Annotated in this window: 17 protein-coding genes; 7 read left to right on the top strand and 10 right to left on the bottom strand. The window is 67.8% G+C overall.

Going from position 1 to position 17,954, the window contains the following annotated elements; genetic code table 11:
• The first annotated feature begins 63 nt into the window (after positions 1-63).
• Positions 64-669 carry a phosphatase PAP2 family protein gene (locus K32_RS15545; protein ID WP_201400392.1) on the top strand — a complete coding sequence of 202 codons (606 nt, stop codon included), beginning with the start codon at positions 64-66 and terminating at the stop codon, positions 667-669.
• 62 nt (positions 670-731) lie between these two features.
• On the opposite strand, the gene cueR is transcribed toward K32_RS15545, so the two are convergent.
• Positions 732-1,172, bottom strand: a complete 441-nt coding sequence (gene cueR, locus K32_RS15540; RefSeq protein WP_201400391.1) for a Cu(I)-responsive transcriptional regulator — start codon at positions 1,170-1,172, stop codon at positions 732-734.
• Positions 1,173-1,190: 18 nt separating this feature from the next.
• Positions 1,191-3,470 (bottom strand): heavy metal translocating P-type ATPase, encoded by a 2,280-nt coding sequence (locus K32_RS15535; RefSeq protein WP_305798440.1) that lies wholly within the window; start codon positions 3,468-3,470, stop codon positions 1,191-1,193.
• 173 nt (positions 3,471-3,643) lie between these two features.
• Between K32_RS15535 and K32_RS15530 the strand changes: the two genes are divergently transcribed.
• Positions 3,644-3,841, top strand: coding sequence for a heavy-metal-associated domain-containing protein (locus K32_RS15530; RefSeq protein ID WP_201400390.1), 198 nt, complete (start codon positions 3,644-3,646; stop codon positions 3,839-3,841).
• A gap of 819 nt (positions 3,842-4,660) precedes the next feature.
• Here the strand turns inward: K32_RS15530 and K32_RS15525 are convergent.
• Complete coding sequence (locus K32_RS15525; protein WP_201400389.1) at positions 4,661-5,113, bottom strand: DoxX family protein; 453 nt, start codon at positions 5,111-5,113, stop codon at positions 4,661-4,663.
• A gap of 129 nt (positions 5,114-5,242) precedes the next feature.
• On the opposite strand from K32_RS15525, the gene K32_RS15520 reads away from it, so the two are divergent.
• On the top strand, positions 5,243-5,467 hold the full coding sequence (locus tag K32_RS15520) for a hypothetical protein (protein WP_201400388.1): 225 nt from the start codon (positions 5,243-5,245) through the stop codon (positions 5,465-5,467).
• An 82-nt stretch (positions 5,468-5,549) separates the two neighbouring features.
• On the opposite strand, the gene K32_RS15515 is transcribed toward K32_RS15520, so the two are convergent.
• Positions 5,550-7,049 carry an FGGY-family carbohydrate kinase gene (locus K32_RS15515; RefSeq protein ID WP_201400387.1) on the bottom strand — a complete coding sequence of 500 codons (1,500 nt, stop codon included), beginning with the start codon at positions 7,047-7,049 and terminating at the stop codon, positions 5,550-5,552.
• Positions 7,050-7,106: 57 nt separating this feature from the next.
• Positions 7,107-7,985 carry a DeoR/GlpR family DNA-binding transcription regulator gene (locus K32_RS15510; RefSeq protein WP_201400386.1) on the bottom strand — a complete coding sequence of 293 codons (879 nt, stop codon included), beginning with the start codon at positions 7,983-7,985 and terminating at the stop codon, positions 7,107-7,109.
• Positions 7,986-8,115: 130 nt separating this feature from the next.
• Here K32_RS15510 and K32_RS15505 point away from each other — a divergent pair, with 130 nt between their 5' ends.
• Entirely contained in the window at positions 8,116-8,898 is a 783-nt protein-coding gene (locus K32_RS15505; protein WP_201400385.1) for an SDR family NAD(P)-dependent oxidoreductase, read from the top strand.
• Between the two features lie 66 nt (positions 8,899-8,964).
• Here K32_RS15505 and K32_RS15500 read toward each other — a convergent pair whose 3' ends face one another.
• The 3 genes from K32_RS15500 to K32_RS15490 form a co-directional block, all read right to left on the bottom strand.
• On the bottom strand, positions 8,965-10,191 hold the full coding sequence (locus tag K32_RS15500; protein ID WP_244669537.1) for an MFS transporter: 1,227 nt from the start codon (positions 10,189-10,191) through the stop codon (positions 8,965-8,967).
• 121 nt (positions 10,192-10,312) lie between these two features.
• Entirely contained in the window at positions 10,313-11,509 is a 1,197-nt protein-coding gene (locus tag K32_RS15495; RefSeq protein ID WP_201404516.1) for an amidohydrolase family protein, read from the bottom strand.
• A 32-nt stretch (positions 11,510-11,541) separates the two neighbouring features.
• Positions 11,542-12,585, bottom strand: coding sequence for a questin oxidase family protein (locus tag K32_RS15490; protein ID WP_201400384.1), 1,044 nt, complete (start codon positions 12,583-12,585; stop codon positions 11,542-11,544).
• Between the two features lie 456 nt (positions 12,586-13,041).
• On the opposite strand from K32_RS15490, the gene K32_RS15485 reads away from it, so the two are divergent.
• From K32_RS15485 to K32_RS15475, 3 genes are all read left to right on the top strand, one after another.
• Positions 13,042-14,322 (top strand): extracellular solute-binding protein, encoded by a 1,281-nt coding sequence (locus tag K32_RS15485; RefSeq protein WP_201400383.1) that lies wholly within the window; start codon positions 13,042-13,044, stop codon positions 14,320-14,322.
• Positions 14,323-14,540: 218 nt separating this feature from the next.
• On the top strand, positions 14,541-15,491 hold the full coding sequence (locus tag K32_RS15480; protein WP_201400382.1) for a carbohydrate ABC transporter permease: 951 nt from the start codon (positions 14,541-14,543) through the stop codon (positions 15,489-15,491).
• The gene (locus K32_RS15475) at positions 15,488-16,306 is read left to right on the top strand and encodes a carbohydrate ABC transporter permease (RefSeq protein ID WP_201400381.1); all 819 of its coding nucleotides are present in this window, start codon (positions 15,488-15,490) and stop codon (positions 16,304-16,306) included. Before K32_RS15480 ends, K32_RS15475 begins: the two co-directional genes overlap by 4 nt.
• Positions 16,307-16,462: 156 nt before the next feature.
• Here K32_RS15475 and K32_RS15470 read toward each other — a convergent pair whose 3' ends face one another.
• Entirely contained in the window at positions 16,463-16,627 is a 165-nt protein-coding gene (locus tag K32_RS15470; RefSeq protein WP_201400380.1) for a hypothetical protein, read from the bottom strand.
• A gap of 99 nt (positions 16,628-16,726) precedes the next feature.
• The gene (locus K32_RS15465; protein ID WP_201400379.1) at positions 16,727-17,893 is read right to left on the bottom strand and encodes an ABC transporter ATP-binding protein; all 1,167 of its coding nucleotides are present in this window, start codon (positions 17,891-17,893) and stop codon (positions 16,727-16,729) included.
• Positions 17,894-17,954 lie beyond the last annotated feature (61 nt).

The raw sequence follows: 17,954 nt of genomic DNA, 5'->3' as shown, positions 1-17,954 counted from the left end.
CCGGTCCCGCGCAGCGCTGCGCCCGCTGGGGCCGCGCTTTCGCGGCTCGATCTGGACCCCTGCATGACGCTTCGTCCCCTCACGCTCCTCGTCACGAGCTTCGGCGGTCAGGCCGTGATCCTGCCGATCCTCGTTTTCGTGACGCTGGGCTTGCTCGTCTCGGGCCAGCGCCGCGCCGCCTTCTGGTGGGCTTTCTCCGTCGTCCTGGTGCTTGGAATGGTGCTGGCGACCAAGATCGCCTTCATCCCCTGCGCCACCTATCTGCCCGTGTCCGGCCTGCGCAGCCCGAGCGGCCATGCCGGCGCGTCGATGGCGGTCTATGGCGGGCTCGGCGTGCTGGTGGCCCGGCTGCTGCCGAAGCTGTCCTGGCGCGTTCTGGCGCTTTCGGCCGGGTTTCTGCTGGCGATCGCCATCGCGGTGACGCGGGTCGTGATCGGCGCGCACACGGTGCCGGAGACGATCCTCGGCAGCCTCATCGGCGTGCTCGCGCCGGCGATCCTGATCACGCGGCCCAACCTCTTCGTCGGCACCGTCCGCCTCCGCTGGATTTGGCTGCTGCTCGGGCCGCTGGTGCTGGTGGTCCTGCTGCACGGCTTCGAGCTCGGCGCCGAGACCGTCATCGAGAGTGTCGCCCAGCAGCTCAACCTTCTGCTGGGCGTCTGTCGCTAGAGCGTTTTCGAGCGAAGTGGATACCGGTTCGCACTAAGAAAACGCGACCAAACAAAGAGCGCTCACGGGCGCCCGCGCAGCGCCGGGCGCCGCGCAGCCACCTTCTTCGTTTCGGTCACGGCGGCGAGGTCGTCGAGGATCGGGCAATCCGGCCGATCGTCGCCATGGCAATGGCCGGCGAGATGGCGCAGGGTGCGCGCCATCCCTTCCAACTCGTGGATCCGCTTCTCGATCTCGGCGACATGCTGCAGCGCCACGCGCTTGACGTCGGCGCTCTCGCGGCCCTTGTCCTGCCAGAGCGCCAGCAGCGTTCCCATCTCCTCGACCGAGAAGCCGAGGTCGCGGGCGCGGCGGATGAAGCGCAGCGTCTCGACGTCGCTCGGCGAATAGACCCGGTAGCCGGATTCCGTCCGCGCCGCCGCGCGGATCAGGCCGATCTGCTCGTAATAGCGGATCATCTTGGTGGAAACGCCGGATGCGGCGGAGGCTTCTCCGATATTCATGTTCTTGATTTTCCTTCTCTATTCGGCCGGGCGGTAGCGCTTCAGGCGAAGCGCGTTGCCGACGACGAAAACGCTCGACATCGCCATGGCGCCGGCCGCCAGCATGGGGGACAGCAGCACGCCATAGGCGGGATAGAGCGCGCCGGCGGCGATCGGGATGAGCGCCGCGTTGTAGGCGAAGGCCCAGAACAGGTTTTCCTGGATGTTGCGGATCGTCGCCGCCGACAGGCCGATCGCCTTGACCACGCCGCCGACATCGCCCGACATCAGCACGACGTCGGCGCTTTCGATGGCGATGTCGGTGCCGGTGCCGATCGCGATGCCGACATCGGCGGCGGCGAGCGCCGGCGCATCGTTGATGCCGTCGCCGATGAAGGCGACCTTGCCACCCTGGCTCTTAAGGCTCTGCACGGCCTCGACTTTTCCGTCCGGCAGCACCTCCGCGAGCACCTGGTCGATGCCGAGCTTCGCCGCGATCGCCTCGGCGGTGGCGCGGTTGTCGCCCGTCACCATGACGACGCGGCGGCCGAGCCTGTGCAGCGCCGCGACGGCGGCGGCCGAGCCGGGCTTCACCGGATCGGCGATCGCGAAAATGGCCGCGAGTTCGCCGTCGATCGCGGCATAGAGCGGCGACCGGCCCTCCTTGCCGAGGCGGGCGGCCTCAGCGGCAAAGCCCGAGACGTCAATGCCGAGCTTCTTCATGAAGCGGTCGGCGCCGACCGCGACCGCGCGGCCGTCGGCGATCGCGCGGACGCCGTAGCCGGGCACAGCCTCGAAATCCGCGACCAGCGCTGAACCGAGGTCACTTGCCTTGGCGGCGGCGACGAGGGCGGCGCCGATCGGATGCTCGGAGCGGCCTTCGACGGCGGCGACGAGGCGCAGGATCTCGTCGCGCTGCGAGGGGTTAACAGCGACCAGATCCGTTAACTCAGGACGCCCTTCTGTTAACGTTCCGGTCTTGTCGAAGGCGACGATGGTCGCATCGCGCAGCGTCTGCAGCGCGTCGCCCTTGCGGAACAGCACGCCGAGCTCGGCCGCCCGGCCTGTCGCCACCATGATCGAGGTCGGCGTGGCGAGGCCCATCGCGCAGGGGCAGGCGATGATCAGCACGGCGACGGCGTTGACGAGCGCGAAGGAGAGGGCGGGGTCGGGGCCGTAGATCAGCCAGACGAGGAAGGTGGCGGCCGCCGCCAGCATCACCGCCGGCACGAACCAGGCGGTGACCTTGTCGACCATGGCCTGGATCGGCAGCTTGGCACCTTGGGCGCTTTCGACCATGCGGATGATCTGGGCGAGTACCGTGTCGGCGCCGACCTTCTCGGCCCGGTAGGAGAAGCTGCCGGTCTTGTTGATGGTGCCGCCGACGACCGCAGCGCCGACGCCCTTCTCGACGGGGACGGGCTCGCCGGTGATCATCGCCTCGTCGACGAAGGAGGCGCCCTCGGTGACGATGCCGTCGACGGCGATCTGCTCGCCCGGGCGGACGACGAGGATGTCGCCGACCTTGACCGCGTCGAGCTCGACCTCCACCGGCTGCCCGTCGCGGATGAGCCGGGCGGTCTTCGGACGCAGCTTGACCAGCTTGCGGATCGCAGCGCCCGTCCGGCCCTTGGCGCGCGCTTCCAGCATGCGGCCGAAGAGGACCAGCGTGACGATGACGGCGGCGGCCTCGAAATAGACGTAGCCGGTGCCGTCAGGCAGCCAGCCGGGCAGGAAGGTCGCGACCGTCGAATAGAGATAGGCGGCGCCGGCGCCGATCGCGACCAGCGCGTTCATGTCAGGGGCGAGGCGGAAGAGGGCGGGCAGCCCCTTGCGGAAGAAGACGAGGCCGGGCCCGAACAGCACCAGCGTCGTCAGTGCGAACTGCAGGAGGTTGTTCCAGGCGCCGAGCGTCATCTGCACCCAGTGATGCAGCGCCGGGATCAGGTGCGAGCCCATCTCGACGACGAAGATCGGCAGCGTCAGCACGCCCGCGACAAGGAGCGAGCGGAGCAGCGCGCTCGCCTCGAGGTCGCGCTTTTCCGAGATGTCGTCGGGTTCGTCCGAGGCCTGGACGGCTCGGGCCTCGTAGCCGGCGCCGCGCACCGCCTGTTCCAGCGCGTCCGTCGAGACGACCCCGGCCGGCGCCCAGACGGTCGCCCGCTCGGTGGCGAGGTTGACGCTGGCGCTGGAGACGCCCGGCACCTTCTTCAGCGCCTTCTCCACCCGCGAGACGCAGGACGCGCAGGTCATTCCCTCGATGGTGAGATCGAGTTCGCGATCCGGCGTGAGGGTCTGCGGGGATGGCATGCTGGTCATCGAAAAAGCCCTTCGGGTGGCGTGATGACGATATAGCTAGACCTTCCCATTATTGGAAGGTCAAGGGCGTATTCGGGGCCTTGACCTTCCCATGGTGGGAAACTCCATATTGCACTCGACGGCCGGGGGAACGCGATCCTCCGGAGTGCCAAGACGCTGAAGGAGCTTGATGAATGCTGACGTTGAAAGTGAAGGACATGTCCTGCGGCCACTGCGTCGCGACGGTCACCAAGACCGTGAAGGGCCTCGACCCCGCCGCCGAGGTCGGCACCGATCTCACCGCCCGGACGGTCCAGGTCGAGAGCTCCGTCGACGCGGCCGCGATCGTCGCCGCCCTCGACGACGCCGGCTATCCGAGTGTCCGGATCTGAGGCGATCGGCGGCGGACTCCCGCAGGGGACGCCGCCGCCATCCCCTCGGTGGATCCGTCCTCTGCGCTGCCTCTTCACCTCTCCCATGGGGAGAGGTCGGAGCGAAGCTCCGGGTGAGGGGGTAGGGAACCCTCAGAAAATGGCATCGCGGCGCCGGAACCTGACCGGCAAGGCCGTAAACCCTCACCCGCCGGCCGACGGCCGTCGACCTCTCCCTCAGGGAGAGGTGAAGGGGCTGGCTTTCTCGGGGAGAGGTGAGGGGCGCGGATCTCGCGCTGCCGATGTTCCGGAAAGACCCTGCAGCGGCAGCCGCAATCTCCCCGTCATCCCCGCGAAGGCGGGGATCCATGCAGCCGCGGCGTCGGGCGGCTGAACCTCCCGATGCTTCGGCTGAATGGATCCCGGCTCGGAGGCCGGGATGACGGCGAGCGTGGGGCGGCGGGAGCGCCAGGCTTGCCTTCACCTCTCCCTGAGGGAGAGGTCGGCGCGAAGCGCTGGGTGAGGGGTTAGGGAACCCTCAGAAAATGGCATCGCGGCGCCGGAACCTGACCGGCAAGGCCGTAAACCCTCACCCGCCGGCCTGCGGCCGTCGACCTCTCCCTCAGGGAGAGGTGAGGGGGCGCGGATCTCGCGCTGTCGATGTTCCGGAAAGACCATGCGGCGCCTGCCGCAATCTCCCCGTCATCCCCGCGAAGGCGGGGATCCATGCAGCCTCGGCCTCGGGCGGCTGAACCTCCCGATGCTTCGGCTGAATGGATCCCGGCTCGGAGGCCGGGATGACGGCGAGCGCGGGGCGGCGGGAGCGCCAGGCCGGCTTCTTCAGGGGGCGCCGCTTCCCACCGCCCGCGCGCGTTCCCGGCGCCGTCTTGCCAGCCAGTTGTCGACGCTCCAGCGGCCGGGGCCGGCGGCGGCGAAATAGAGGAAGACGAAGCAGAACAGGATCGCTTCATTGCCGCCGCTCAGAAGTGGGAAGAAATTCGACGGCAGGTGGATGACGAAATAGGCGATCGCCATCTCGCCCGAGAGCAGGAACGCGACCGGGCCGGTGAAGAGGCCGATCAAGAGCAGCGGCGCCCCGATCAGCTCGAACCAGCCGGCGATCCAGAAGATCGAGAAGGCCGGCAGGTTGGAGAGCATCTCCGAATAGGGGAAGCCCAGCAGCTTGGCGGTGCCGTACTGGAGATAGACCAGCGCGGTCACGATGCGCAGCAGCCCGAGTATTTCCCAGCGCCAGTTCCTGAGCACCGGCATGCGGCCGAGATTTCCTTCCATCACCGCCTCCTCCTCGTCGATGAACGCGCGCGCGGGCCGGTCTCTCGCGAATTCCGCTTCCCCGCCGGAACGAAAACAGCCGCCATGCCTTGTTTATTCGAACGCTGCATGTGGCAAGGAGGACGTTCGATGGCCGTCAAGGAACTGCTGAAGTCGCTGGTGCCCGGTCATGCCGCGCGTCATGCACGCAAGGAGCAGAATACTCGCCTCGACAAGGAATTGAAGGAATCGTTCCCGACGAGCGATCCGCCGGGCATGGTGCAGCCCGGCTCCGGCATTACCGGCGCCGAGGTGCGGCCGTCGCAATTGTCGCCGTCGCAGCTGGCGAAGGCCAAGGCGAAGAAGCCGCATTAGCTCTTCTTGAGCTCTCCCGGGCGCATTCCGCGCTCCATCTCGCCCCCGCAAGCCAGGCTTCGCGGGGGCTTTTCGTGCGCCCTTACGGCATGGCGAAGACGGGCTTCAGCGCTTCGTAGGAGGCGCGGTAGCGCGCATAGCCATTGTCGTAGACGGTGCGGTTCGCCGGGTTCGGCTGCACCAGCGCCCCGCGCGTCGCGAGGCTCGAAATCCCGTTCCAGTCGGAGGCGAGGCCCGTGCCCATCGCCGCGACCCAGGCGGCGCCGACCGAGGAGCCATAGGGATTGTCGAGCAGCTGCACCGGCGCGCCGACGACATCCGCCATGATCTGCATCCAGACCCGGCTCTTGGTGCCGCCGTCGGAGGCGAAGAAGCGGCTCGGCGCATGGCCCATGTCGGCGAGCACGTCGACATGGTGGCGGAAGCCGTAGGCGATGCCCTCGAGCAGGGCGCGCCAGATATGGCCCCTGCCATGGCCGAGGCTGAGGCCGAGGAAGGTGCCGCGCGCCAGCGGATCGTGGATCGGCGTCTTCTCTCCGAGGAAATAGGGCAGGCAGAGCACGCCGTCGCTGCCGGCCTCGACCGCGCCCGCCAGCTTGTCGAGCGCGACATGCGGGCGTTCCTCGCCGTCCGTCGCGCCGATCAGCCCGGCCAGCCAGTTGAGCGCCGAGCCCGAGGCCGCCATGCAGCCGTTCGGCGCGTAGAGGCCGGGGACGAGGTGATAGTCGAGATAAAGCCGCGCATCCGGCTTCGCCTTGTCGGCCGCCACGACGATGTCGCCGGCGCCGCCGAATTTCAACAGGATGTCGCCCGGCGAGGCGATGCCGGCGGCGAGCGCCGAGGCGATGTGGTCGGCGGCGCCGCCGAAGACCGGCAGGCCCTCGGGCAGGCCGGTGGCGGCGGCGGCCTCGGCCGAGACGCGGCCCATTTCCTCATGCGTCACGGTGCGATCCGGCACGGCGCTGCGCGGGATGCCGGCCAGCGCCACCAGATCGTCGGCGATGCGGTCGGTGGCGACGTCGGTGAAGCCCGCCTCCAGCGCCCAGTTCTGCTCGACGGCGCGGCGGCCGGTCAGGCGCCAGTTCACATAGTCGTAGGAGCCGAACACGGTGGCGATGCGGCGGAAGACGTCCGGCTCGTGCTTGGCGATCCAGCGCAGCTTGGCGGCGACGAGCTGCTGGTTGACGCCGTTGCCGGTGCGCTTCAGGAACGCCGCCTCGTCGACCTCGCGCTTCAGCCCCTCGACCTCGGCGCCGCAGCGCCCGTCGCTCTGCTGGATGCTGGGGCGGAGCACGCCGCCCTCGGCGTCGAGCAGGACGACGGTCGGCAGCATGCCGGTGACGCAGATGCCGGCGAGCGATTCCGGCCCGTCCGGCAGGGCGGCGATCGTCTCGCGCAGCACGGCACAGCTGTTTGCCCACCATTCCGCCGGATCTTCCTCGGCCCAGCCGGGACGCGGCGACGAGAGCGCCACCGGCCGCGATGCCATGTGCAGGATGTCGTCCGGCACGCGCACGGCGATGGCGATGGTCGAGGTCGTGCCGATATCGAGGCCGATAACAGTCGTCTTCCGGGCGGGCATCGAGAGGATCCAGTCTGTTGCAGGGCGTTCTTCGGAGTTCAGGCGACCGGCCAGTTCCTATTCGAGCTGGCGGTCGTGGCCGGCCACCACGACTTCGATCTCGGCCGCGGCGAGCGCGCGGGCGAGATGGGGCGGCGGCGGCGCGTCGGTGACGAGGATGTCGGCGCCGGAGAGCTCGCAGACGCGCGCCAGCGAACGGTGATCGAATTTCGAGGAGTCGCACAGGATGACCACCCGGTCGGCCCGCGCGATGAAGGCGCGCTTCACCTCGGTGTCCTCGACCGAATAGTCGAAGAAGCCAGCCTCGATCAGGCCGGAGACACCGATGAACACCCGGTCGATGTTGTAGTTCTGCAATTCGCCGACGGCGCGCGAGCCGACGACCGATTGTTCGGGATTGCGCACTTCGCCCCCGAGCACATAGACCGGGCTCTTCGAGGCCGACAGCGTCATCGCGGCGCGCAGGCTGTTGGTGAAGACGCGCAGATCCGCGCGTTCGACCACGGCTTCCGCCAGCGTCAGGGTCGAGGTGCCGACATCGATGCCGATCGTCTCGCCGGGGCCGATCAGCGCGGCGGCGGCCATGGCGATCGCCGATTTCTCGCGGGCGTTGCGGTGGCGCCGGCTCTTGAAGGCCGGCTCGTCGACATCGAAGATTTCGCGCGGATTGACCGTCGACGACACAGCGCCGCCATGGGTTCTGGCCAGAAGGCCGCGTTCCGACAGCACGACGAGATCGCGCCGGACCGTCATCTCGGAGATGCCGAGATCGCTGGCGAACTTCGATACGGACAGGAAGCCGTTGCCGGCGATGACGTCGAGGATCAGCGATTGGCGGGCGCCGGCGGGCATGCGGGCGAAGTCGCGGCCGACCCACTCGGCGCGGGCGGCGTCCTCCGGGTCGAGCTCCGGCTCCGGCATCAGGTCGGCTGGCATGGCAGGTTCCCTTCAGATGCTTCGGCGGCCAAGGGTTTCGAACAATAGCGAACATTAAACGGCTGGATGGCGTTGTAAAGTGTTCGATTTTGCGATTTGCTTGGGACCTCAACCCACAGAGGACAGACAGATGGCCGGCATATTCGATCTCACTGGACGCAAGGCAATTGTCACGGGCGGATCGAAAGGGATCGGCGCCGCGATCGCGCGGGCGCTCGACAAGGCGGGCGCGACCGTCGCCATCGCCGATCTCGACGTGATGGCGGCGCAGTCCGTCGTCGCGGGACTGAAGAATGGCGGCTTCGCCGTCGAGGTCGACGTGACCAAGCGCGACTCGGTCGAGCGCGCGCTCGACAAGGCGACCGAGGGCATCGGCGGCTTCGACCTGCTCTGCGCCAATGCCGGCGTCTCGACGATGCGGCCCGCCGTCGACATCACCGATGAGGAATGGGACTTCAACTTCGATGTCAACGCGCGCGGCGTCTTCCTCGCCAACCAGATCGCCTGCCGGCGCTTTCTCGCCTCCGACACCAAAGGCGTGATCGTCAATACGGCGTCGCTCGCCGCCAAGGTCGGCGCGCCGCTGCTCGCGCACTACTCCGCCTCGAAGTTCGCCGTGTTCGGCTGGACGCAGGCGCTGGCGCGCGAGATGGCGCCGAAGGGCATCCGCGTCAACTGCGTCTGCCCGGGCTTCGTCAAGACCTCGATGCAGGAGCGCGAGGTGCTCTGGGAGGCGGAACTGCGCGGCATGACGCCGGAGGCAGTGCGCGCCGAATATGTCTCGCTGACGCCGCTCGGCCGCATCGAGGAGCCGGAGGATGTCGCCGACGTGGTGGTGTTCCTCGCCTCCGAGGCGGCCCGCTTCATGACCGGCCAGGGCATCAACGTCACCGGCGGCGTCCGCATGGACTGACGCCGGTCTTCCCGGTTCGCGCTCCTTCACGCGAACCGGGATTTTTTCATTCGATGGAGCGAGCGATCACCGCGACCGGCCGGCCGCGGTGAATTCCGTCACATAGGCGGCGAAGGCGATCAGCGGGAAGGCGAGGCCCGCGACGAGCACGCCGTTCCAGCCGAAATTCTCGTAGAGCGGGCTGGCGATGGCCGAGCCGACGGCGCCGCCCATGAAGAAGATCGCCACATAGAGGCCGCTCAGCCGGCCGCGGATCGCCGGCGCCAGCATGTAGAGCACGCGCTGGCCGAACACCGTGTTTCCCTGCACGCAGAAATCGATGACGATCGCCGCGATCACCAGCGCGGCGATCGAGCCGATGGCGGCGAGGCCGGAGAGTGCGAAGGCGGCGAAGGTGCCGACGATCACCAGCCCGGTGCCGATCTGGACATAGCCGCGATCGGCGAGCCGCCCCGCGAGCGGCGCCGACAGCGCGCCGGCGGCGCCGGCGAGCGCGAACAGCGCGATCTCCGACTGCGACAGGTGGAACGGCGCGCCGGCGAGCTCCAGCGGCACGCTGGTCCAGAACAGGCTGAAGCAGGCGAACAGGCAGAACTGGTAGAGCCCGCGCCGGCGCAGCGCCGGCGTATCGCGCAGGATCGGCCAGAGCGAGCCGATCAGCGCGCCGTAGGAATAGCCCGAATGCGGCGTGCGGCGGGGCAGGAAGCGCGCGAGCAGCAGCGTAAGCGCCAGCATCAGGCCGGACGAGGCGATGAAGACACCGCGCCAGCCGACGAGATCGGACAGGAATCCGGCGAGCGGACGGGCGAACATGATGCCGATCATCAGCCCGCCCATGACGTTGCCGACGGTGCGGCCGCGCGTGGCGTCGTCCGCCATGTGGGCCGCCATCGGCACCAGGACCTGCGCGACGCTGGCGCAGGCGCCGATGAACAGCACCGCGCCGAGGAAGGGCAGGGCGCGCGGCGCGATCGCCGCCAGAAGCAGCGCGAAGGCCGTGATCGCGACCGCCACCAGCACCAGCTTGCGGTTCTCGAGGATGTCGGCGAGCGGCACCAGCAGCACCAGGCCGAGGCCGTAGCCGAGCTGGGTCAGCGTCACGACCAGGCTGGCGAGCGCCGGCGACAGGCCGATGTCCGGCCCGATCAGCGCGATCAGCGGCTGGGCGTAATAGAGATTGGCGGCGATCGCGCCGCAGGCGGCCGCCATCAGGATGGTCAGGGGCGTCGTGATGGTCGGGGACAGCGTGGCTTCGGCCGTGGGGCCGGAGCCGTTGGATTCGGGCAGTCGCATCAGGGTTCTCGCAGGCGGCGAAGACCGGCGGGAAATTCAGCCGGGCGCGAGACATGCCAGCTTTCGCCGGCCGATCCAATCCCCGCCGCCGTCGAGACCGATCACGATTGCGCTCGCGGCCTCAGTCACGCGGCATGAGCATGCCTTTGCGGGCCACCAGCCGGCCGCGCTTGATCACCGTCCGGTCGAGCGGCGCGCCGGCTACCGCTTCGGGCAGGGTATCGGCCGCGAGCAGGACGAGATCGGCGCGCTTGCCGGGCGCGATGCCGTAATGCTCGATGCCAAGCACGGCGGCCGGGATCTCGGTGACCATGGCGAAGGCGTGCGCGAGGCTGGCGTCGGCGAGGAAATCCTGGCGATAGCCGACCAGCTGGGCGCGGCGCAGCAGGTCGCCGTCGCCATAGGGCGACCAGGCGTCGCGGATGTTGTCGGAGCCGGCGAAGACGGTGACGCCGGCGGCGTTCAGCCGGCGCACCGGCGGCATGGCGACGGGGCCGGGGCCGTTGGTCATGATCGCGACGCGCGCGGCGGCGAGCGCCTCGGCGGTGCGGCCGAACTCGAAATCGTCGATCTGGCCGAGCGCGAAGGCGTGGCTGACGGCGACCTTGCCCTGGAGGCCGAGGGCGATGGTGCGGGCGGCGATCTGGCGGAGCTCGAAGGCGCCGAGCGGGCCGGGATCATGCAGATGGATGTCGAGGCCGACGCCATGGCGCTCGGCGATGGCGAAGATGGCGTCGAGATGGCCGGTGACGTCCTGGTCGATGCCGGCCGGATCGAGCCCGCCGACGAGATCGGCGCCCTCGCGGATGGCAACGTCCAGCAGTTCGGCGGTGCCGGGATCGGTGATCACGCCGCTCTGCGGGAAGGCGACGATCTGGATGTCGACCAGATCCCAGTAGCGTTCCTTGAGGCGCAGCAGCGCATGCAGGCCGGCAAGGCCTACCTCAGTGTCAATGTCGACATGGCTGCGCAGGCTGCCGGTGCCGAAGGCGGTGATCTGTTCGATCAGCCGGCCGCCACGCTCCTCGATCGGCAGCGCCAGTGTGCGGCGGAGCGTCTTCTCCGCCTCGATGCGGAGCGCCACCGTGTCGCCCGGCAGATGCGGAATGAAGGGCAGGCCGAGCAGCGTCTTGTCGAGATGGATGTGGCCCTCGACGAAGGAGGGCGCGACGATCCGGTCGCTAGCGTCGATGCGGTCGCAATCGTCCGGGCCCTGGCCGGCCGGCAATACGGCGGCGATCGTCTCGCCGGCGATCACGATGTCGACGGTATGGCCCCCCGCCGTCCGGGCGCCGGCGACGACGAGGCTCGGCTGCATGTCTTCCGTCACTTAAAACTCCGTCAGTCCCGTCAGTCCATCAGGCCCATGCGCCGCGCGGCGACGACTCGGTAGAGACGGTCACCATAGACCTTCTCTTCCTCGCGCGCCGAGAAGACGAGGCTGATGTCGTGCTCGTCCTCGGACTGCACGGCGGCCGCCGCGATCTCCGGCCAGCCCGGCGCCGGCAGGTGGCGCCATGCGTCCAGCTGCTCGGCGCTCGGCAGTTCCGGAAAGCCGATCTTCGGCACCAGCGAGGCGATGATCTGCCAGAAATGGCGCTGCAGCGCCGGGCGGTCCGCCTCGGCGAGATGCGGCCCGATCAGGCGGATCCAGTGAGATCCCGTCAGCGCGTGCAGCGAGGAGAAATCCATCGTCGCCGCGAACAGCGCCAGCGACGTTTCGGCGAGGCGCCGGCCGGTATCGGGACCGATCTCCAGCCAGTCGACGACCGGGGCGAAGTCGGGCGCCGCGCCGGCGGCGCGGATGTTGTGCCAGAGCAGGTCCGTCTCCGGAACGACATGGTGCATGTCGGGCAGGGCGCAGGAGCGGGCGAGCACCTCGCCGGGATCGTCGGTGATCGGGGCAGCGCCGGTCGAAGGCGGCATCGGCAGATAGGTCGCGGCCCAGTAGCCGAGCGCCGTGCCGGTTTCGGCCGGGTCCATCCGCATCAGCGCATAGGCGGTGCGCATCATGCCGTGCATCGCGCTGGCGCCGATGCCGGGGATCAGCGTCGGCAGATAGGCCTGCACGGCCGTGTCGATGCCGAGCCGGCGGACCTCCGCCTCGAAGAAGGCGCGATAGTCATATTCGCGCGAGCGGTCGCCGAGCGCGTCGGTCCAGCGTTCCCGCTCGATCGGGGCGACCGGCGGCGGTGTCGGCACCAGGCCGTTGGTCGTGCGGTAATTGTCGAAATACTGCCGGAGCCGCTCGTTCGACGCGCCGAGCCGTTCCAGCGCGACGATCATCATCGGCAAATGGCTGGCGAGCAGGACGGGAAATTCGGCGCTGAAAAGCCGACCCTCGACCAGAAGCTCGTCGACCGCATCCGGTTCGGTCCGCGGTGCTAGGGCCATGACGTTCCTCCCCTATGTTGTTGTCGAACGTGCCGATCCGTCCCGGTCCGGTGACGGTCGCCGTTGAAGAAAAAATCCGGTCCCGGCCAGCCGGCGTCGGCGGCCCGGGCGAGCATCGAACATTATGCGCCGACTTTTCGTCCATGCTGCCGAAATTGCGCGCTCCCCAAGCCCCGAGCGCTCTGTCATCATGCCCGCATGGCATCGGGCGTCGCGCAGATGTTCGGTCGAGAGTTTCAACTGTGCTGGTTTCGAACAATCGAACATGGTCGGATACATGGAATTAACATGCGATATCTTCGATAGTGGCCGAGTTGCTCAATGCTAAGCCATCAATTTCTGTTTTTGTAGCATGAAATTTGTGCAACACGTGATGAAATGTAAATTATTGAGTGTCGCATTGTTTGGGATATACTCCAATTTGCGCATCTATCACAACGGAAGAGAGTCCTAACAATGATTACGACGTCTTTCTGGAAGCTCGGCGCGGCCAGCCTGGTCATGGCAGGGCTGGCCGGTGCCGCGACGGCGGCGGACAAGCCGCTCGCCGGCATAACGCTCACGCTCGCGTCGCAAAACGATCAGTACGCGCCTGTCATCGCCAAGCTCGCACCCAAGTTCGAGGAAGCAACGGGCGCTAAGGTCAAGGTCGATATTCTCGACTACGGCTCGCTGCTGACCAAGACGCAGGCCGACTTCGTCGGCCATACCAAGAGCTATGACCTGGTGACGATGGATATCGTCTGGGCGGGGCAATATGCCGACAATAAATATACCGTCGACCTGACCGACTGGATCAAGCGCGACGCGGCGGAGATCCAGCTCGACGACATCTATCCGGCGATGCTGAAATATATCGGCCAGTATGACGGCAAGCAGGTCGCCTTCCCGTTCGCCGGCTACGCGGCGGTGCTCGCCTATCGCAAGGACCTGCTCGAGGCGGCCGGCCTCAAGGTTCCGGAAACCGCCGAGGACTTCGTCGCCGCGGCGGTCAAGCTGACGAACCCCGACAAGAAGACCTACGGCTTCGTCGCCAACGGCCAGAAGGGCCCGGCGGTGGCGCAGGACTGGCTGCAGTACAACGCCCAGCTCGGCGGCTCGGTGCTCGGTCCCGACGGCAAGCCGGCGATCAACTCCGAAGCCAACATCAACAGCCTGAAGATCTACAAGGAGCTGTTCGACAAGGCGGCCCCTCCGGGCGCGGTCGATTATGACTGGGGCGGCCGCGAGGAGAGCTTCCGCCAGGGTCTGGTCGCGATGATGGAGACGTGGTCGGTCGGTGCGCCGGGCTATTATGACCCGTCGATGTCGAAGATCGTCGATCATGTGGCGATCACCACGACACCGGGCGCCAAGGGCCTGCCGGTCAAGTACGGCCTCGGCGGCTGGGGCATGGGCATCAATGCCGACATCGCGCCCGCCCAGCAGGAAGCGGCCTGGCAGTTCATCAAGTGGCTGACCAGCCCCGAGGTCCAGAAGGAACTCAATCTGGAAGGCGCCGGCAGCTATATCCGCAAGTCGACGCTGGCCGATCCGGACCTGAACAAGAAGTTCCCCTACCTGCCGGTCCTGGCCAAGTCATTCGAGAACGGCGATGGCGACTACCGTCCGCGGATTCCGCAGTATCCGGAAATCCAGGACCTGCTCGGCACGGCCGTGAACGCCGTCCTGGTCGGCGGCGTCGAGCCCAAGGCGGCGCTCGACGACGTCCAGGCCAAGGCCGAAAAGCTGTTCTGAGCCTCAGGCCAGAACATTAGAGACGGCACCCGCTCTTCGCCCTCCCCCTCGCGGGGGAGGGCTCTGGAGAGGTGCGAGCACCGATGCCTGGAGGTAGGCATTGGGCCGGGGTCCGATTTTGGATACGATGGCCCGATCCCCTCCCTAGCCCTCCCGACAAGGGGAGGGGACAGACCGGTGACCCTGAGGGCACTCCGCCTGGACCCGAGGACACATTCTTGACCTCCACTTCTGCCGGTTCGATCGATCTTGCTTCACCCAGGGCGTCCGGCCTGCGCTTCACGGACCGACGCAAGCTCTTCCTCGTCGCGCTCGCCCTGCCGGCGATCGTCTATGTCGTGCTGGTGGCGGTCTGGCCGCTGGCGCAGGGCATCTGGTACTCGTTCTTCGACTACAACCTGCTGCGCGGCGGCGGCCGGCGGACCTTCGTCGGTCTCGACAACTACGTCGCGCTCTGGGCCGACGCGACGGCGCGCCGGGCGGTGATCAACACCTTCCTCTTCACCTTCGGGGCGGTGACGCTCGAATTCGCCGTCGGGCTCGGCCTGGCGCTGCTCCTCTGGCGCGACGGCCGCTTCAACCGCATCTGCCTCGCCTTCCTGCTCATTCCCGTCACCATCACGCCGATCGTCGTCGGCCTGATCTTCCGCGCGCTGCTCGCCGTCGATTACGGCTTCCTCGGCTACTACCTGGCCGAATGGGGCATATCCGGTCCGCGCGGCTTCCTGGCCAATCCGACGGCGGCGCTGCCGGTGATGATCCTGATCGACGTCTGGGAGTGGACGCCGCTGGTGGCGCTGATCCTGCTCGCGGGGTTGAAGTCGCTGCCGACCGACATTCTCGAGGCGGCGGCCGCCGACGGCGCCACGGCGCTGCAGCGCTTCCGCCTGGTCGTACTGCCGCTGCTGCTGCCGACCGTGTTCCTGGCGCTGGTGCTCCGCGTCATGGACGCGTTCCGCGTCTTCGACATCATCTTCGTGACGACAGGCGGCGGCCCGGCCGACGCGACGACGTCGCTGATGGTCTACGGCGTCAAGCAGGGCCTCGAATTCTTCAACATCGGCTTTGCCTCGGCGATCGGCAATCTGACCATCCTCTGCATCGCGCTGATGTGCGCCTGCTTCACCCTCCTGATCCGCCGGGCCGATGTGAGGGCCAACGAGAGATGAAAGCCCGGACCCGCCAGATCGCCTTCGAGCGCACCGCCCTCATTGTCATCCTCGCCCTCTACCTGATGCCGGTGCTCTGGCTGGTGACGACAGCCTACAAGCCGCCGCGCGAGATCTTCTCGTCGCCGCCGGTGTTCGGCTTCTCGCCGACGCTGTTCAATTTCGAGCGCATCTTCGCGATGTTCGACGTCTGGGCGCTCCTGAAATCGAGCCTCATCATCAGCCTCGGCACCACGGTGCTGTCGCTGCTGCTGGGCGTTCCCGCCGGCTATGCGCTGGCGCGTTCCAAGTCGCGCTACGCCATCCTCGTCGCCTATTTCTTCCTGGCGATTCGCACCGTGCCGATCATCGCGACGCTGATCCCGTTCTACCTGATGATGCGGGACATCGGCCTGCTCGGAACGTGGTGGGCGGTGGTGATGATCAACACGACGCTGAACTGCGCCTTCGTCACCTGGATGATGTTCTCCTATTTCCGCGCCCTGCCGCGCGACATGGAGGAGGCGGCGCTGACCGACGGCTGCACGCTTTGGGGCTCGTTCTACCGCGTCGCGCTGCCGATGGTGGTGCCCGGCATCATCGCCAGCGCGCTGTTCTGCATCATGTTCTCGTGGAACGACTTCCTGACGCCGATGTTCCTGACCGGGCCGGACACCAAGCCGCTCTCGGTGGCGCTGCTCGCCGCCTTCGGCACCAAGGACATCACCTGGGGCACGCTCGGCGCGCTGGCGCATTTCTCCACCGTGCCGATCGTGCTGATGGCCTTGTTCCTGAACCGCTATTTCGTCCAGGGCCTGACCAAGGGCGTGCAATAGCGCGTCGGCCGAACCGGCAAGAAGGATCAGGGCGCAACGAGTGAGCTCGACGTCGCGATCGCGGCCAGTAGGGCTGGCCGCCGCGGCGGAGTTCCATCGGCGTCCCCGTCCCCCGAAGGGAACGCCGATCCCGCTGCGCCCTTTCTGGTTCGTGTGTCAGGCGCGCTGCGGCCGCGCCGCCTGGACCGAGGCGCGCGCTTCGGCCGGCTGCTGGCTGGCGTGCAGGCTGCGGGTCTGCCGCTCCGCCCAGGCGAGCGTGATCATGAAAAAGGCGAAGGCGCTGATGATGGCGGCGAGGGCGAGGATATTGAGTGCGGACATCGTTGGCTCCGTTGGCTGACGGAACCACTATCGGTGTCGCGGCGCCCGGCCGCCTTGATCGAAATCAAGCCGGCTTAGGCGCGCTATTCGCTCGCCGGATCAGTCGAGGATCGCCTGCTCGGTCTCGGCGTCGAACAGATGGATGCGGGCGGGATCGACGGTGAGGCAGATCCGGTCGCCCTTCCTGACCGCCAGCGTGCCGTCGATCACGGCGCGGAGCCGCGTCCGGGCCGATTGCAGCTCCTCGCCGTCCTCCGAGACGCCCGCGGCGACCACGGCGGCGCCGTCGAGGTCGAGATGGACGAGGAGGTTGGCGCCGAGATCCTCGACGAAGGCGACCTTGCCGGCCAGTTTGCCGGGACCGGGCGTGGCGTCCGGCGCCGGATAGAGCGCCTCGGGGCGGATGCCGGCCATGATCCGCCGACCGGCGGAGCGCGCGATCGCCGGCCGGGCCGCGAGCGCGGCGGCGTCGAGCGCGATCGAGAGTTCGCCAAGGCTGAGCGCATGGCCTTCTGCCGTCGCGACGAGCGTGCCGCCGATCAGATTCATCGGCGGCGAGCCGATGAAGCCGGCGACGAACAGATTGGCCGGCGCGTCATAGAGCACGCGCGGCGCGGCGAGCTGCTGCAGCACGCCCTTGTTCATCACGGCGACGCGGTCGCCCATCGTCATCGCCTCGACCTGGTCGTGCGTGACATAGACGGTGGTGACGCCGGTCATCTTCTGCAGATGCGCGATCTCGGCCCGCATCTGGCCGCGCAGCCGCGCGTCGAGATTGGAAAGCGGCTCGTCCATCAGGAAGGCCTTGGGCGAGCGCACCAGGGCGCGGCCCATGGCGACGCGCTGGCGCTGGCCGCCGGAGAGCCGGCCGGGCTTGCGGTCGAGCAGATCGGAGAGTTCGAGCAGCTTCGCCGTCTCCTCAACCTTGGCGCGGATCGCCGCCTTGTCGGAGCCGCGCACCTTGAGGCCGAAGCCGATATTGTCGGCGACCGAGAGATGCGGATAGAGCGCGTAGGACTGGAACACCATGGCGATGTTGCGGTCGCGCGGCGACAGGTCGTTGGCGACAGCGCCGTCGATGACGAGGGCGCCGTCCGAGATTTCCTCGAGCCCGGCGATCATCCGGAGCGCCGTCGACTTGCCGCAGCCCGACGGCCCGACCAGCACGAGGAACTCGCCGTCCTCGATCTTGAGGTTCAGCGCGTCGACGGCGAGATGGCCGTCATCATAGCGTTTCGTCACCCGCTCAAAGGCGATCTCTGCCATAGCCGTTCCCTCGGTTATGGCCGCAGCGTGCCACGCGCGGGGAGCGCATGTCAAAGTCCTT

The organism is Kaistia sp. 32K (genome assembly GCF_016629525.1).
Taxonomy (GTDB): Bacteria; Pseudomonadota; Alphaproteobacteria; order Rhizobiales; family Kaistiaceae; genus Kaistia.
The sequence above is the reverse complement of the archived record's forward strand: the minus strand, read 5'-3'. Positions and strand labels throughout refer to the sequence as shown.

Bases quoted from the DNA above. Each gene is read 5' to 3' on its own strand.
- K32_RS15490 (WP_201400384.1), bottom strand. From the start codon at position 12,585: ATGGCCCTAGCACCGCGGACCGAACCGGATGCGGTCGACGAGCTTCTG.
- K32_RS15525 (WP_201400389.1), bottom strand. From the start codon at position 5,113: ATGGAAGGAAATCTCGGCCGCATGCCGGTGCTCAGGAACTGGCGCTGG.
- K32_RS15545 (WP_201400392.1), top strand. From the start codon at position 64: ATGACGCTTCGTCCCCTCACGCTCCTCGTCACGAGCTTCGGCGGTCAG.
- K32_RS15535 (WP_305798440.1), bottom strand. From the start codon at position 3,470: ATGACCAGCATGCCATCCCCGCAGACCCTCACGCCGGATCGCGAACTC.
- K32_RS15520 (WP_201400388.1), top strand. From the start codon at position 5,243: ATGGCCGTCAAGGAACTGCTGAAGTCGCTGGTGCCCGGTCATGCCGCG.
- K32_RS15515 (WP_201400387.1), bottom strand. From the start codon at position 7,049: ATGCCCGCCCGGAAGACGACTGTTATCGGCCTCGATATCGGCACGACC.
- K32_RS15500 (WP_244669537.1), bottom strand. From the start codon at position 10,191: ATGCGACTGCCCGAATCCAACGGCTCCGGCCCCACGGCCGAAGCCACG.
- K32_RS15475 (WP_201400381.1), top strand. From the start codon at position 15,488: ATGAAAGCCCGGACCCGCCAGATCGCCTTCGAGCGCACCGCCCTCATT.
- K32_RS15495 (WP_201404516.1), bottom strand. From the start codon at position 11,509: ATGCAGCCGAGCCTCGTCGTCGCCGGCGCCCGGACGGCGGGGGGCCAT.
- K32_RS15510 (WP_201400386.1), bottom strand. From the start codon at position 7,985: ATGCCAGCCGACCTGATGCCGGAGCCGGAGCTCGACCCGGAGGACGCC.
- K32_RS15465 (WP_201400379.1), bottom strand. From the start codon at position 17,893: ATGGCAGAGATCGCCTTTGAGCGGGTGACGAAACGCTATGATGACGGC.
- K32_RS15470 (WP_201400380.1), bottom strand. From the start codon at position 16,627: ATGTCCGCACTCAATATCCTCGCCCTCGCCGCCATCATCAGCGCCTTC.
- K32_RS15505 (WP_201400385.1), top strand. From the start codon at position 8,116: ATGGCCGGCATATTCGATCTCACTGGACGCAAGGCAATTGTCACGGGC.
- cueR (WP_201400391.1), bottom strand. From the start codon at position 1,172: ATGAATATCGGAGAAGCCTCCGCCGCATCCGGCGTTTCCACCAAGATG.
- K32_RS15530 (WP_201400390.1), top strand. From the start codon at position 3,644: ATGCTGACGTTGAAAGTGAAGGACATGTCCTGCGGCCACTGCGTCGCG.
- K32_RS15485 (WP_201400383.1), top strand. From the start codon at position 13,042: ATGATTACGACGTCTTTCTGGAAGCTCGGCGCGGCCAGCCTGGTCATG.